The organism is Micromonospora sp. CP22 (genome assembly GCF_009712475.1).
Lineage (GTDB): Bacteria > Actinomycetota > Actinomycetes > Mycobacteriales > Micromonosporaceae > Micromonospora.
Map to the genome: position 1 here is coordinate 284,087 of NZ_VCJO01000001.1, position 13,733 is coordinate 297,819.

Annotated in this window: 13 protein-coding genes and 1 pseudogene; 10 read left to right on the forward strand and 4 right to left on the reverse strand. The window is 71.3% G+C overall.

Features of this window, described 5'->3' with window-relative positions:
* Nucleotides 1–10: 10 nt before the first annotated feature.
* Entirely contained in the window at nucleotides 11–871 is an 861-nt protein-coding gene (locus FF096_RS01310) for a DUF5667 domain-containing protein (protein ID WP_309222452.1), read from the reverse strand.
* 254 nt (nucleotides 872–1,125) lie between these two features.
* Nucleotides 1,126–2,073 carry an ECF subfamily RNA polymerase sigma factor, BldN family gene (locus tag FF096_RS01315; RefSeq protein WP_155214492.1) on the reverse strand — a complete coding sequence of 316 codons (948 nt, stop codon included), beginning with the start codon at nucleotides 2,071–2,073 and terminating at the stop codon, nucleotides 1,126–1,128.
* A 507-nt stretch (nucleotides 2,074–2,580) separates the two neighbouring features.
* On the opposite strand from FF096_RS01315, the pseudogene FF096_RS01320 reads away from it, so the two are divergent.
* From FF096_RS01320 to FF096_RS01360, 9 genes and pseudogenes are all read left to right on the forward strand, one after another.
* Nucleotides 2,581–2,994, forward strand: a pseudogene (locus tag FF096_RS01320) (AMP-dependent synthetase); the annotation flags it as partial.
* Nucleotides 2,987–3,238 (forward strand): glutaredoxin family protein, encoded by a 252-nt coding sequence (locus FF096_RS01325; protein WP_155214493.1) that lies wholly within the window; start codon nucleotides 2,987–2,989, stop codon nucleotides 3,236–3,238. The pseudogene FF096_RS01320 and the gene FF096_RS01325, both read left to right, overlap by 8 nt.
* A 107-nt stretch (nucleotides 3,239–3,345) precedes the next feature.
* On the forward strand, nucleotides 3,346–4,014 hold the full coding sequence (locus FF096_RS01330; RefSeq protein WP_155214494.1) for an HAD family hydrolase: 669 nt from the start codon (nucleotides 3,346–3,348) through the stop codon (nucleotides 4,012–4,014).
* Between the two features lie 337 nt (nucleotides 4,015–4,351).
* Entirely contained in the window at nucleotides 4,352–5,122 is a 771-nt protein-coding gene (locus FF096_RS01335) for a redox-sensing transcriptional repressor Rex (protein ID WP_155214495.1), read from the forward strand.
* The gene (locus tag FF096_RS01340; RefSeq protein WP_309222453.1) at nucleotides 5,119–6,447 is read left to right on the forward strand and encodes a glutamyl-tRNA reductase; all 1,329 of its coding nucleotides are present in this window, start codon (nucleotides 5,119–5,121) and stop codon (nucleotides 6,445–6,447) included. Before FF096_RS01335 ends, FF096_RS01340 begins: the two co-directional genes overlap by 4 nt.
* Complete coding sequence (gene hemC, locus FF096_RS01345) at nucleotides 6,444–7,436, forward strand: hydroxymethylbilane synthase (RefSeq protein ID WP_155214496.1); 993 nt, start codon at nucleotides 6,444–6,446, stop codon at nucleotides 7,434–7,436. The genes FF096_RS01340 and hemC overlap by 4 nt, the downstream gene beginning before the upstream one ends.
* Nucleotides 7,433–9,013 (forward strand): uroporphyrinogen-III synthase, encoded by a 1,581-nt coding sequence (locus FF096_RS01350; RefSeq protein WP_155214497.1) that lies wholly within the window; start codon nucleotides 7,433–7,435, stop codon nucleotides 9,011–9,013. Before hemC ends, FF096_RS01350 begins: the two co-directional genes overlap by 4 nt.
* A 39-nt stretch (nucleotides 9,014–9,052) precedes the next feature.
* Nucleotides 9,053–10,036 carry a porphobilinogen synthase gene (gene hemB, locus FF096_RS01355; protein ID WP_155214498.1) on the forward strand — a complete coding sequence of 328 codons (984 nt, stop codon included), beginning with the start codon at nucleotides 9,053–9,055 and terminating at the stop codon, nucleotides 10,034–10,036.
* A gap of 542 nt (nucleotides 10,037–10,578) precedes the next feature.
* Complete coding sequence (locus FF096_RS01360) at nucleotides 10,579–11,085, forward strand: helix-turn-helix transcriptional regulator (RefSeq protein ID WP_155214499.1); 507 nt, start codon at nucleotides 10,579–10,581, stop codon at nucleotides 11,083–11,085.
* 19 nt (nucleotides 11,086–11,104) lie between these two features.
* Here the strand turns inward: FF096_RS01360 and FF096_RS01365 are convergent, their stop codons facing one another.
* Together FF096_RS01365 and FF096_RS01370 are read right to left on the reverse strand one after the other, a co-directional pair.
* Complete coding sequence (locus FF096_RS01365; RefSeq protein WP_155214827.1) at nucleotides 11,105–12,121, reverse strand: GNAT family N-acetyltransferase; 1,017 nt, start codon at nucleotides 12,119–12,121, stop codon at nucleotides 11,105–11,107.
* 72 nt (nucleotides 12,122–12,193) lie between these two features.
* Nucleotides 12,194–13,381 (reverse strand): lytic murein transglycosylase, encoded by a 1,188-nt coding sequence (locus FF096_RS01370; RefSeq protein ID WP_309222454.1) that lies wholly within the window; start codon nucleotides 13,379–13,381, stop codon nucleotides 12,194–12,196.
* A 56-nt stretch (nucleotides 13,382–13,437) separates the two neighbouring features.
* Between FF096_RS01370 and FF096_RS01375 the strand changes: the two genes are divergently transcribed.
* Nucleotides 13,438–13,656, forward strand: coding sequence for a zinc ribbon domain-containing protein (locus tag FF096_RS01375; RefSeq protein ID WP_155214501.1), 219 nt, complete (start codon nucleotides 13,438–13,440; stop codon nucleotides 13,654–13,656).
* Nucleotides 13,657–13,733: the final 77 nt, after the last annotated feature.

Sequence of the window (13,733 nt, forward strand, 5' to 3'; positions counted from 1 at the left end):
GCCCGACCGGTCAGGCGCAGGTGGCGGGGATCGGGCCGAGCGAGTCGCTGCTGGCGGTGAACCCCTGACCGCAGGCGATGGCGGCGCGCATGGCGTCGGCCCGCTCGGCGACGGATTCGAGCAGCGCCAGCGATTCGCTGGTGCGCGCCCGATCGGCCCGGGAACCCCGGTCCTCCAACGCGCTCAGGGACCGTCGCTGCGCGGTGAGGAATGCGTCGACCGCAGCCAGCGACGCGGGATCCGAGCGCTGCGCGGCGGCTCCGGCGAGCAGGCGTACGCCCTGGCGGGTGTCCTCGTCCATGTCGTCCAGCACGGCGCGGTATCCGCTCTGGCCACCCCGCAGCGTGGCTGCCTCGGCCAACCGGGTGCGGGCGAAGTCGAGGAAGAGTTGGCCCTTGCTGATGTCGGAGCTGGTGAGCGCGAGTTGCGCCCGTTCGGTGCCACGCTTCATCCCGTACAGCGCGTCACCGGGCACCGCGTCCTCACTGGCCGCCGAGATGCCGGAGACGGCCACCGCACCGGCGGCGATGCCGATCAGGATCGCACCACGGGCGCGAGCCCGGCGGGCGGTGACCGCAGGCAGTAGTGACCCCCGGACCGACGCGGACTTCTCGGTCGGCTTGGTGGCGGCCGACGCCCCGACACCCTCGCGAGCGGCGGTGGCCAGCAACATCGCCCGTAGGCCGGTGCGGAACTCCGGGTCTACCTCGACGACCGGAGGGTTGGCCCCGAGCTGCCGGCCGAGCGTGACGAGCGGCATGAGCCCGTCGTCGTCCCGGGATCGCACATGATGACGTCGGCCGCCGTTGGCTTCGTCGAGAAGCTGCGCGAAGCGCTCGGCGCGCCGACGGGAGAAGAGGGCGTTGTCCACCGTGGCACCTCCTCTCGCTGGTCACGGCCGGTCGGCCGCGTTCACCGCCAGCGACCGATGACCTCGTGACACCACGGCGGATGGCCGTAGGCGGCACCGTCCCAGGTCACCCGCAGGGCTCCTGGTCTGTCTGCGGTCGCACCCGGAGAAACGCGCCGCGCCGGGGACGGGTTACGGCCCGGTCCGCGTCGAAAATTACCCAAAGTGATCGCGTCCGGTGGTGGATCGGTGACTGACGTGCCGGTACGCGTAGGTCACGGCTGGAAGCCGTCGGGGAGCAGCCGGGCCAGGGCCCGGACCGCTCGGTACTGGAGCGCCTTGATCGCGCCTTCGTTCTTGCCCATCGCCCGCGCCGTCTCGGCGACCGAGAAACCCTGGAGGAAGCGGAGCACGATGCATTCCTGCTGCTCGGGATTGAGGCGCTTCACGGCGCTCAACAGGGCGACGTTGGTGATGTGCTCCACCACCGCCGCCTCCGGGCTGCCCTCCGGGCCCCGGTCCTCCCGATCGGCGTCGAGGACATCGCCGGTGGTGACCTCCAGCCGGTAACGACCGGACTTGAAGTGGTCGGCGACCAGGTTGCGCGCGATGGTCACCAACCAGGCACCGAGGTCCCGACCCTGCCAGGTGAAGCTACCGATCCGCTTGAGGGCACGCAGGAAGGTGTCCGAGGTGAGGTCCTCGGCGAGCTGCCGATTGCCGACCCGGAAGTAGACGAAGCGGAACACCGTGTCCACGTACCGGTCGTAGATCAGCCCGAACGCCTCCGCCTCGCCCGCCTGGGCGCGTTCGACGAGCGCCCAGACCTCGGTAGCCGGATCGGACGGATCCGGTCGGCTCGGGAACCCGGTCGAGCCGCCGCTCGTGTCGGTGACCGCCGGCAGTACCGCGGTCTCGGTGGTGGACGCCTCGGTGACCGGCGCGTCCCCGCCGCGCCGAGCCTGGGCCGGCATCGTCGGGCGATTCGGGGAGGCGACCCGCCCACCGGCGGACTTCGTGTTTCCCCCCGGCACCGGTGGTCGGTGTGGCGGTTCGTTCTGATGTGGTCGGCTACCCACCCGGCGGGCGGTGCCGTCGCCTCGCACGGCGAGGTTCGCCGACGCGTCCGACGCGCTGTGGGCGCCGCCGCGTTCATTGATCGGAGTACGGGCGGCGGGACCGGTCAGGCCGACCGGACGCTCGGCGAAGCTGAAGGCGGTCATCGCGTCGCCTCCGTTCCGCCGGTGGCCGCCGGGCCGGCAACGACCGGTCGACCGGTCGTTGCCCCGTCGGGCAGGGTGGCTCCGGGGTGTGCCGACGTGCGGCAGATCCCCTTGAGGTGCTGGTCCAATGCGCTCAACGGCACGGGGGCCTCCTCGGGCTGAGGGGTGTCGACTCACGGCAAATGGGGTGAGCCGACCCGAGTGATGATAGGGCCAACGTCACCCGCGCGTGGCAAGTCCGTTACACAGGGCCGAAGTATTTCCCGACGTGTCGCCGGGCTGGCGGACCGGTTGTCCGTCGGGTGTGGTTGACAATCGGCGCTTCACCTGATCCCCAGTGGAACCCCTGTTATCGCTGGTGAGGGGCATGGTCCCGGGTGGTCGAGCGGGGTCGGAAAGGTGGCCGTCGACCGGCGGGTCGGGAAGCTGCGGTGCGTTCCTCGCCGTACCCGCTCCGCACCGTCGGTGATGTCGACGGGTTCCGTCGACGGGACTCGTCGTGTCCTCCCGGACGGCGGGGGTGGACCGGACGCCGACGGTTGGTGGGCCACCGGTGACGTCGCGTACGCCGATGCCGACGGCGACCTCTTCCTGGTCGACCGGCTCGGCGAGCTGATCCTGGTCAACGGCTTCAACGTGTACCCGCACGAGGTGGAGCTGGTGCTGTCGGCACACTCGGCGGTGGCAGAGTCGGCGGTAGTGGGCGTGCCGCATCCGAGAACCGGGGAGACTGTTCGGGCGTACGTGGTGCCGGCGCCACGGGTCGAGGTGGCCGGCACCGAGCTGATCGCCCACTGCACGCGTAACCTGGCCCGATTCAAGTGCCCGACCGAGGTCGAGTTCGTCGACGCGCTGCCGCGCTCGGTGATCGGGAAGGTACGCAAGACCCTGCTCGGCACGACGGAGGAGACCGATGCGTGAACCCCGCCTGACCCTGATCACCCGCCCCGGCTGCCACCTCTGTGAGGACGCCAAGGCGGCGCTCGACCGGGTGGTCGCGGTCACCGGCGACCGGTGGATCGAGCGGGACGTCAGCGGTGACGTGGAGTTGGAGCGGGAGTACGGTGACCGGCTGCCGGTGGTGCTGCTCGACGGCAGGGAGCACGGTTACTGGCGGGTCGAGGAGGACCGACTGCTGCGGGACCTGACCACCCCCCAGCTCTGAGCCCGCCGCGCCCTCGGCTCTGAGTCCGCCGCGCCCTCGGCCAAGGGGCCGTCATGCGCCCAGCTCGGGGGCGGCCGAGGGGCCACCTCGCCGGATAAGGTGCGGCGATGACCCCTGTGCGCCCTCATCTGGTTTGGGACTGGAACGGCACCCTGCTCGACGATCTCAGCCTCGTGGTGGCCTGCACCAACGCGGTGTTCGCCAGCGAGGGTGGGCCGAGTGTCAGCCCTGACGAGCATCGGGTTCGGTTCCGTCGGCCGATCGCCGACTACTACGCGGACGTGCTCGGCAAAGCGGTGGACGACGAGGCGTTCGGCCGGTTCGACAAGATCTTCCATGACGCGTACCGGGTCGGTCTGACCACCTGCGAGCTGGCGAACGACGCGGTGGACGCGTTGACGGCCTGGCCGGGCAGTCAGTCGCTGCTGTCGATGTGGTTCCACGACGAGTTGGTGCCCGCCGTCGAGACGTACGGGCTCAGCGGGCGATTCGCCCGCATCGACGGGCTGCGGGCGCAGGTCGGCGGGGACCGCAAGGCGGAGTCGTTGGCCCGGCATCTCGACGCGCTGGGCGTCGACGGCCGATCGGTGGTGCTGATCGGCGACTCGCTGGACGACGCCGACGCCGCCCTGTCCGTCGGTGCCCGCGCCGTCCTCTACACCGGCGGATTCACCGACCGGTCCCGCCTGCTCGCCTCGGGCCACCCGGTCGCCGACACCCTCACCGAGGCCGTGACCCTCGCCACCACTTTCGCGGACGTGTCCGTTCGATCGTGAAGTAGCGCGCTCGGAATCGGGGCGTCGAGGTCACAACCTCGTGATCGGCTCATGGGAATGCGGTTGGGCGGCCCGCGTGTGATTGGTCAGAGAAGTCGGGATTGGGCCATAATCGCGCGAGTGCTTACGGCAAGGTGGTGATCGATCTTGTGGGATGGAGGGGCCGGTGGGGGCGCGGGCCGTGCCAGCAAGATCGCGATTTGTGCACGTCTTCACAAGCGCCTACTCTGTAATTCCGACGCGCCCTGCTAGCACAGCCGGCAACATCGGTCGCCAGCGGGAGTCCCGAAACGGCCGACCGGTGGAGTTGGTCGAGGATCGCACCGCACGGAGTCTCATGAGTCAGCACCGTCACCCTGGCGCGCCCGGTCGCGCAGGTGCCGTACCGGCGCTCCCGGACCTGCCCGAGGCGACGGTGGCCCGGCTCCCCGAATATCTCCGTGCCCTGCACAATCTCGCTGAAACCGGTCACGAGACGGTTTCCAGCGAAGGGTTGGCCAACGCCGCCGGGGTGAACTCGGCCAAGCTCCGCAAGGATCTGTCCCAGCTCGGTTCGTACGGCACCCGGGGCGTCGGCTACGACGTCGGGCTGCTGATCGACCAGATCGAGTACGTGCTCGGGCTCACCCAGCGTCGGGCGGTCGCCCTGGTCGGAGTGGGTAACCTCGGTCACGCCCTGGCCGGCTACGACGGCTTCGCCAGCCGTGGGTTCCGCATCGCCGCCCTCTTCGACGCCGACCAGGAACGCGTCGGCGAGGAGATCAACGGACTGGTCGTACAGCACATCGACGACCTGCCCCGGGTAGCTGCCGAGGAAGCCATCGCGATAGGCGTCATCGCCACCCCGGCCACCGCCGCGCAGCGGGTCGCGGACCAGCTGGTCGCGGTCGGTGTGACGAGCATCCTGAACTTCGCGCCATGCGTACTCTCGGTCCCCGAGGGGGTCGACGTGCGCAAGGTCGACCTCGCCATCGAGTTGCAGATCCTGTCGTTCCACGAGCACCGCAAGGCATCCCTGACCGCGCTCCCCGCCGCCGGTGGGTCCGCCCTCACCGCCCTGCCGGGCGGTCTCGCGGTCACCGAGAGCCAGGAGGCGATCGGCACGTGAAACTCCTCGTCGTGGGCGCGTCCTACCGCACCGCACCGGTCGCCACCCTGGAACGGCTCGCGGTGTCACCCAGCGGGCTCGACCACATCCTGGCGCGTCTGGTCGCGCAGCCGTACGTGAGCGAGGCCGTCCTCGTCTCCACCTGCAACCGGGTGGAGGTCTATGCGGCGGTCTCCGGCTTCCACGGCGGCCTCGGGGACATCTGCGCCGTACTCGCCGAGCAGGCCGGCTGCCAACCGGCCGCGCTGGCCAACCACCTCTACGTGCACTTCGACTCGGCGGCGGTGGATCACGTCTTCCGGGTGGCCACCGGCCTGGACTCGATGGTCATCGGCGAGGCGCAGATCCTCGGGCAGCTGCGCGACGCGTACCACTGGGCCAGTGCGGCGGACACCGCCGGACGGTTGCTGCACGAACTGATGCAGCAGGCCCTGCGGGTGGGTAAGCGGGCCCACTCGGAAACCGGCATCGACCGCGCCGGCCAGAGCGTCGTCACCGCCGCCCTGGGGCTCGCCGCAGGCCACCTCGACGACGATCTCACCGGCCGTCCCGCGCTGATCGTCGGTGCCGGTGCGATGGGCTCGCTGGGCGTGGCGACGCTCTCCCGGCTCGGCGCCGGGCCGCTGACCGTCACGAACCGGAGCACCGACCGGGCCGTCCGGCTGGCCGAGTCGTACGGCGCTGCCGCACGGCCGCTGGCCGAGCTGGCCGACACGCTCGCCGCGGTGGACGTCGTGGTGGCCGCCACCGCCTCCCCGGAGCCGGTCCTCACCCGCGAGGTGGTCGCCGCGGCGGTCGCCGACCGTGACTCCGGGCGTGGTCCGCTGGTCCTGCTCGACCTCGCGGTGCCCCGGGACGTCGGCCCCGACGTCGCCGAGCTGCCCGGCGTCGAGGTGATCGACATCGACCGGATGGCGGCGCTGCTCGCCGACGGTCCGGTGGCGGCCGACGCCGCCGCCGTCGAGCGGATCGTGGCGGGGGAGGTCGAGTCCTTCCTCAGTTGGCTGCGCGGTGCCGACGTGGCCCCAACCGTCGCCGCCCTGCGCGGCCGGGCCGAGGACGTGGTCACCGCGGAGCTGAGCCGGCTCGCGCAGCGTCGCCCCGACCTCAGCGACGACCAGCGTGCCGAGGTCGCCCGCACCGTGCACCGGGTGGTCCAACGGCTGCTGCACCAGCCGACCGTCCGGGTCCGCCAACTCGCCGCCGAACCCGGTGGCGACCAGTACGCGGCCCTGTTGCGTGAGCTGTTCGACCTCCAGGTCCCGCAGACCTCGCCGGTGGACACCGTGCCCGACATCACCCCAACCAGTGGAGGCGAGCGATGAACGAGGCTCCGCTGCGCCTCGGCACCCGGGGCAGCAAGCTGGCGATGGCCCAGGCCGGGCACGTCGCCGAAGCGTTGACCGCGCGCACCGGTCGGCCTGTCGAGCTGGTCGAGGTGGTCACCGCCGGCGACCGTTCCAACGCGCCGGTGCACCGGCTCGGGGTCGGTGTGTTCGTCTCCGCGCTGCGGGACGCCCTGGTCGCCGGCACGATCGACTTCGCGGTCCACTCGTACAAGGACCTGCCCACCGCCACTGCGGCCGGGCTGCACATCGCCGCGGTGCCGCCGCGACAGGATCCGCGCGACGCACTCGTCGCCCGCGACGGCAAGACGCTTGCCGAACTCGCACCCGGCGCGGTCGTCGGCACCGGCGCGTTGCGCCGGATCGCCCAGCTGCACGCGTTGGGCATGCCACTGTCGGTCACCCCGATCCGGGGCAACATCGACACCCGGCTGGCCCGGGTGCTCGGCCCGGAGGCCGACCTGGACGCCGTCGTCCTGGCCCGGGCGGGCCTGGCCCGCATCGACCGCGCCGACGTGGTCACCGAGACGCTCGACCCGATGCTGATGCTGCCGGCTCCCGCCCAGGGCGCCCTGGCGGTGGAGTGCCGGGTCGACGACACCGACCTGGTCGAGCTGCTCGCCATGCTCGACCACGCACCGTCCCGCGCCGCGGTCACCGCGGAACGGGCGCTGCTGGCCACCCTGGAGGCCGGATGCTCCGCTCCGGTCGCCGCCTACGCCGTCGTCGCCGAAGGCGAGCCGACCGGCGACGAGGGTGACGCTGTTGAAGAGATCTACCTGCGCGGAGCGGTGATCAGCCCGGACGGCACTCGTGACATCCGGCTGTCCCGCACCGGAACGCCCGCCGATGCGGCGGAGATCGGTAAGGCGCTCGCCACCGAACTCCTCGACCTCGGCGCCGACTCGATCCTCGGCCCGCAAGGACACGATGGCCCGGGGACCCAGCAATTTGGGAGCACAGAATGACCCGCACCCGTAAGCCCGTAGGCCGTATCGCGTTCGTCGGGGCAGGACCCGGCGACCCGGGCCTGCTGACCCGCCGGGCGCACGACGCCCTGGTCGACGCCGACCAGGTGGTGTACGACCGGGGAGTCCCCGAGTCGCTGCTCGACGTCGTCCGGGCGGAGGCCCGATCCGACGCCCAGTTCACCCCGGCCGAGGGCGCGCCGGGCGACGTGGCCAAGGTCCTGATCTCGGCGGCCCGTTCCGGGCAGAACGCGGTGCACCTGGTTGCTGGCGACCCGTTCGGTCACGACTCGGTGGTCAAGGAGGTGCAGGCGGTGGCGCGCACCGCCGCGCACTTCGAGGTGGTTCCCGGCGTCGGCCAGGCCGAGGGGGTGGCCACCTACGCGGGCGTGCCGCTGCCGGGCGTACGCACCGCCGCTGACGTCGAGGACGTCAGCACCCTGGACTTCGACGCGCTGGCCGCAGCCGTGCAGCGCGGCTCGCTGGCGCTGGCGGTCGACGCCGGTGACCTGGCCGCGATCCGGGACGGCCTGCTCGCCGCCGGAGTCGACGGCGCCACCGATGTCGGGGTGACCGGCGACGGCACCGGCGAGACGCAGTACACCACCACGTCGACCGTGGACTCCTTCGTCGCGGCGGCGCTCGGCTTCACCGGCCGTGTCGTGCTGACCATCGGCGAGGGGGTGGGCCAGCGGGACAAGCTCAGCTGGTGGGAGAACCGCCCGCTGTACGGCTGGAAGGTGCTGGTGCCCCGCACCAAGGAGCAGGCCGGTGTGATGAGCGCCCGGCTGCGTGCGTACGGGGCGATCCCCTGTGAGGTGCCGACCATCGCGGTGGAGCCGCCGCGTACCCCGGCGCAGATGGAGCGGGCGGTCAAGGGCCTGGTCGACGGCAGGTACGCCTGGGTGATCTTCACCTCGGTCAACGCGGTACGGGCGGTCTGGGAGAAGTTCGCCGAACACGGTCTGGACGCCCGGCACTTCGGCGGCGTCAAGATCGCCTGTATCGGCGACGCCACCGCTGACGCGGTCCGCGCCTTCGGTATCCAGCCGGAGCTGATCCCCTCCGGCGAGCAGTCGTCCGAGGGACTGCTGGCCGAGTTCTCGCCGCACGACGAGGTGCTCGACCCGGTCGGCCGGGTACTGCTGCCGCGCGCCGACATCGCCACCGAGACGCTCGCCGCCGGGCTCACCGAGCGCGGCTGGGAGGTTGACGACGTGACCGCCTACCGGACGGTCCGGGCCGCTCCGCCGCCCGCCGAGATCCGGGACGCGATCAAGTCGGGCGGGTTCGACGCGGTGCTGTTCACCTCGTCCTCCACGGTCCGGAACCTGGTCGGCATCGCGGGCAAGCCGCACACGCGTACCGTTGTGGCTGTCATCGGGCCCAAGACGGCGGAGACCGCGACGGAGTTCGGCCTGCGGGTCGACGTCCAGCCCCCGCACGCGTCGGTTCCCGATCTGGTGGAGGCGCTCGCCGGCTACGCCGTCGAGCTGCGGGAGAAGCTCGCCGCGATGCCGGCGAAGCAGCGCCGCGGCTCGAAGGTCCAGGGGCCGACCGCGCTGAGGTTCCGGTAGCCGCTTCGGCGCCGGCTGCTCGTCAGGGAGGGTTGGTTCATGCCGTACCCGCAGATGCGACCCCGTCGGCTGCGCCGCACCGCGGCGATGCGTCGGCTGGTCTCCGAAACCCGTGTCGACCCGGCCGAGCTGGTCGTGCCGATGTTCGTCAAGGAGGGGTTGACCGAGCCGCGCCCTATCTCCTCGCTGCCGGGCATGGTCCAGCATTCGCGTGACTCGCTGCGTAAGGCGGCGGTGGAGGCGGTGCAGGCCGGTGTCGGTGGGATCATGCTGTTCGGTGTGCCGTCGTCGCGTGACGCGCACGGCTCCGGTGGCATCGACCCGAACGGCATCCTGAACGTCGCCATCCGTGACGTGGTGGCCGAGGTGGGCGACGCCACCGTGGTGATGAGCGACCTGTGCCTGGACGAGTTCACCTCGCACGGGCACTGCGGGCTACTCACCCCGGACGGTGAGGTCGACAACGACGCCACCCTGGCCGCGTACGCCGAGATGGCGGTGGCCCAGGCCGCTGCGGGAGTCGGCGTGGTCGGTCCGTCCGGGATGATGGACGGCCAGGTCGGGGTAACCCGCCGGGCACTCGACGCGGCGGGTTACCCCGACGTGGCCGTGCTCGCGTACGCGGTGAAGTATGCCTCGGCCTTCTACGGGCCCTTCCGGGAGGCCGTCGAGTCGGCGTTGGAGGGGGACCGGCGCACCTACCAGCAGGATCCGGCGAACCTGCGCGAGTCGCTACGCGAGGTCGAGTTGGACGTCGCCGAGGGTGCCGACATGGTGATGGTCAAGCCGGGGCTGCCGTACCTCGACGTGGTGTCGGCGGTGCGCGCCGCCGTGGACGTGCCCGTGGCGGCCTACCAGGTCTCCGGTGAGTACGCGATGATCGAGGCCGCCGCCGCGAACGGCTGGATCGACCGGGAGCGGGCGATGCTGGAAAGCCTCACCTCGCTGCGCCGCGCCGGTGCCCAGATCATCCTCACCTACTGGGCCGTCGAGGCCGCTCAACTGCTCCGCCACCGCTACTGACCCCTAGCTCGCCGGTGTAGCCGGTACGGCACACGGTCAGCGCTGCCCCCGGTCAGCGCTGCCCCCGGTCAGCGCTGGTGACCCACCCCGCCGGAGCCGCAGCACGCCCAAGTCCGGCGGCTGCGGCCGGACAACCTGGCCGATTTCCGGCGGTTCACCGACGATGACCCAGACGTTCCGTCACGCTGGGTGTCCGCCTGCCCTACCCGACCTACTTCCCCACCCATCCTTTGCTCTGCTTCACTCCACGCACAGCTTACGGACGGTAGTCGAAACCCGGCGGGTGGGCCAAAAACCTCCGCTGCTGCGCCGCTGGTCAGTGGCGGTTGCGTGGGTTGAAGCAGAGCAAAGGGCGCGCGAGGGGATGTCGGGGGTGGCGGGAGAAGGACCAGATCCGTCGCCCAGCGTGACTGTTGCTCAGCGTGAGTGTTGGTCGGGTCGGTCGAGGTCCTCATCAGGTCGTGGGTGCGAAGGGCGGGCGATATCCACAGGGTTTTCCACAGGGATTGCCGCGTGGGTCACGGCAGCGGCAAGGTCGGAGCATGTCTTCCGTCTTCGAGCCGCCGGACCTGGGCCCCACGGTCGGCCCCTTTCCCATCGCGGGTCTGGTGCGACGCGCCCGCCGGATCGTCGGGCTCAGCCAACTGCGGATGGCCCGGTTCGCCAAGGTCGCGCCGTCGACCGTCGCGCGCGTCGAGGCGGGCAGCCTGACGCCGAGCCTCGCCGTGCTCGAACGGCTGCTGGGCGCGGCCGGGCTCTACCTCGTGGTCGTCGATCAGGACGGGCGGGTGGTGCTGCCGATGGAGGTCTGGGACGACACGCGCGATGGCGCGAATCGTCGCTACCCGGCCCATTTGAACACCATTCTCGACCCGGAACCCGGCGAATGGTGGGGGGACATCTACGGTCTGGCTCGACCACCGGAGACCTACCACCGTTGCCGGGTCGACCGCGAGGCGCGGCGACGCCGTAGTCAGTGGGAGGTACGGGTGGCCAAGTACCGGAACGTGCCACCCCCGCCGGATCCGCGCTCCTGGTACCGGGACTGACCGGCCAGCGGGAGACCGGTCAACGCTTCGCGTCGAGCCGGTGGACCAGTTCGGCGACGTCGATGCTGTATTCGCACCAGTCCCGGTCGGTGCGGTAGCCCAACTCGGCGTTGACCTTGAGCATGGCCTCGTTGGCCTGGGCGTTCCAGGTCTGCACCTCGGTCAACTGTGGCTCGGCCGAGCGCAACTCCAACAGCATCCGGGCCTTGATCGCCCGGTCGATGCCGTAACCGCGGTGATCCTGCACCACGATGGTGTCGTACTGGTCGGCTCGGGTCGGGTGCTGAGCCGGCACCACCACCTCGGTCAAGCCGGCCACCTCGCCGGTCTGCTCGTGCAGGGCGAGCACGATGTACGGCTTCATGCCCCGCCGGTGCAGGCAGTCGAGGCTGTCCCGGAGTCGCTGTGGATCGTACGAACTCGGTCGTAGCTCGCCGTCCTCAATGTCCCGGGCCTCGGCCTTGGCACGGGCGTACGCCTCGATCAGCTCGTCCGGCGGGCCTCCAGGGTGGAACTGGACGCGATAGCCTTCGCCGACCACGGTGGACATCTGCGCCAACTCGGCCCAGTCGACAGTGGCGAGGTCGAGCACGCTGCGGGTCTCGACGTACTCCTTGCTGAAGCCGAGCGACTCGTAGAAGGCGACGGCGGGAGTGTCGCCGACCACCTCCACCCCGATCGACTCGAAGCCCTCCTGGTAGACCCGGCGGGCCGCGCGCAGAACGAGGTCACGGCCGAGGCCGCTGCGTCGCACCGTCGGATGGACCAGGACCTCCATTACGCCGATGTTGCCGAGCAGCAACACGTGCACCTGGCCGAGGATGGCCCCCGGTTTGCCGTCCGCGTCCGGATCCTCCTGGGCGACCCAGGAGATCCGGCGTTCGCCGGGCATCACCTCGGCGAGGTACTCCCGCAGGGAACTCTCCCGCCACGGCGGATCCTGCGGCAGATCGGCCGCCAGGACCGCGTTCAGCGTGTCCAGCAGCGACGCGATCTCGGCGGACGACGCGGTCCTGGGGTCCCACTCGCGCACCATCACCCGTCTAGCTTGCCGTCAACCGCAGCCTGGGGGAAGTGTCCAGTTCTCCAATGTATGCGGACGATCACTTCACGTGCGACTGGCCTGTCCGTACCGGTTGGCGGTGTCGAAGACGTCCTGGGCGTACCGCCGGACGTCGTTGTACGACAGGATCGCGTTCCACCAGTCACCCGGAATGGTGAGATTCCTGCCGCCCTTGCAGAGGTACATCCCGGCGGCGAGCGCCGCGTCGTGAATGTTGTGCGGGTCCTTGCGGCCGTCGTTGTCCGCGTCGGCGCCGATCTCCTGCCAGGTGGTCGGGATGAACTGCATCGGCCCGATCGCCCGGTCGTAGGTGGTGTCGCGGTCCAGCTCGCCCCGATCGGTGTCGGTGATCCGCATCCGGCCGCCCTGGCCGTCCAGCGGTAGCCCGATGATCTCCGGGACGGCTCGGCCGTCCGCACCGAGCTGGGCGTTGTTGGCCTGGCCGTGGCGGGACTCGACAAAGCCGATCGCGGCCAACGTGGTCCAGCTCAGGCCGCAACTCGGGTCGGTCTCGGCGAGCACCAGCTCGGCGTAGCCGTACGCCTGCATGGCGATCGGGTCGATGCCGACCTTGGCGCCGGTGTCGCGGGCCCAACCGGCCAGGGCGTCGGATGGGCGTCCACCGGCCGGTGCGACGCCGCCCGGCGGGGTCGCACCCGGCGGCGTCGCGGTGGGCGGCGGGAACTGCCCGGGTGGCGGCGCCGCGCCGGACGACGGCAAATCGCCGGTGGGCGCGTCAGGCACGTCGGCGGTGGCGTCCACCGCCACCGGACGCGGATCGCCGAGGGTCGCGGGCACCACCAGCGCACCGACCGTGGCGGTGGCGGCGACCAGAGCGAGCAGGAAGACGCCGGGCAGGGTCAGCCGACCACTGGGTCGGCGCGACCAGTCGCGGGTCGCCCGGGCCGCCGCGCGTGGCCCTGGTATGCGTACGGCGTGGGCGAAGCGTGTCCGGCGGCGCCGGGGCACCGGCGTACCGGTCTCCGGAGTGGACTCCGCGGCGGCGGCCTTCGATTCCTCGCCGGCGGCCGCCGGTTCCGAGCTGACGGTGGTCTTCGGTTCGGCGGCGGCGGTGCCGGAGGTGTCGTCCGGCTTGGTCGGACCCGACTCCAGCCAGGGACGGCGAGGTCGGGGCAGCCCGGTCGCCGGCCCCTCCGCGCCGGTGGTGGAACCAGCGGGCGGCGTGGCCGGTCGGAGGGGCCGAACGGTCGTGCGCTCTTCGCCGTCTGCCACCCGTCGAGTATCACCCATCTCTGGGCGGACGTCAGGTGCGGTCGTAGGCTGGTGCCATGCCCCGCTACGAGTTTCGTTGTCGCGCCTGCGGCGACACCTTCGAGGTCAACCGTCCCATGGCGCGGGCCGGCGAGCCGGCGTCCTGCCCACAGGGACACGTCGACACGGTGAAACTCCTCTCCACGGTCGCGGTCACCGGTCGAGGTGGCGGCGGGGCCGGTGCCGCTCCCGCACCGGCCGGTGGCGGCTGCTGCGGTGGCGGCTGCGGCTGCTGACCACACCGGCACGGTCCGTCGATGGGTGGTACGGGTGATGGCGGTCTTGCCCGGACGCAGAGTCCGATGGCACCTTG

What these genes read in the sequence shown, in the direction of transcription:
- FF096_RS01365 (WP_155214827.1), bottom strand. Translation starts at nt 12,121, where the DNA reads ATGGTGCGCGAGTGGGACCCCAGGACCGCGTCGTCCGCCGAGATCGCG.
- FF096_RS01315 (WP_155214492.1), bottom strand. Translation starts at nt 2,073, where the DNA reads ATGACCGCCTTCAGCTTCGCCGAGCGTCCGGTCGGCCTGACCGGTCCC.
- FF096_RS01330 (WP_155214494.1), top strand. Translation starts at nt 3,346, where the DNA reads ATGACCCCTGTGCGCCCTCATCTGGTTTGGGACTGGAACGGCACCCTG.
- FF096_RS01350 (WP_155214497.1), top strand. Translation starts at nt 7,433, where the DNA reads ATGACCCGCACCCGTAAGCCCGTAGGCCGTATCGCGTTCGTCGGGGCA.
- hemC (WP_155214496.1), top strand. Translation starts at nt 6,444, where the DNA reads ATGAACGAGGCTCCGCTGCGCCTCGGCACCCGGGGCAGCAAGCTGGCG.
- hemB (WP_155214498.1), top strand. Translation starts at nt 9,053, where the DNA reads ATGCCGTACCCGCAGATGCGACCCCGTCGGCTGCGCCGCACCGCGGCG.
- FF096_RS01325 (WP_155214493.1), top strand. Translation starts at nt 2,987, where the DNA reads ATGCGTGAACCCCGCCTGACCCTGATCACCCGCCCCGGCTGCCACCTC.
- FF096_RS01335 (WP_155214495.1), top strand. Translation starts at nt 4,352, where the DNA reads ATGAGTCAGCACCGTCACCCTGGCGCGCCCGGTCGCGCAGGTGCCGTA.
- FF096_RS01360 (WP_155214499.1), top strand. Translation starts at nt 10,579, where the DNA reads ATGTCTTCCGTCTTCGAGCCGCCGGACCTGGGCCCCACGGTCGGCCCC.
- FF096_RS01375 (WP_155214501.1), top strand. Translation starts at nt 13,438, where the DNA reads ATGCCCCGCTACGAGTTTCGTTGTCGCGCCTGCGGCGACACCTTCGAG.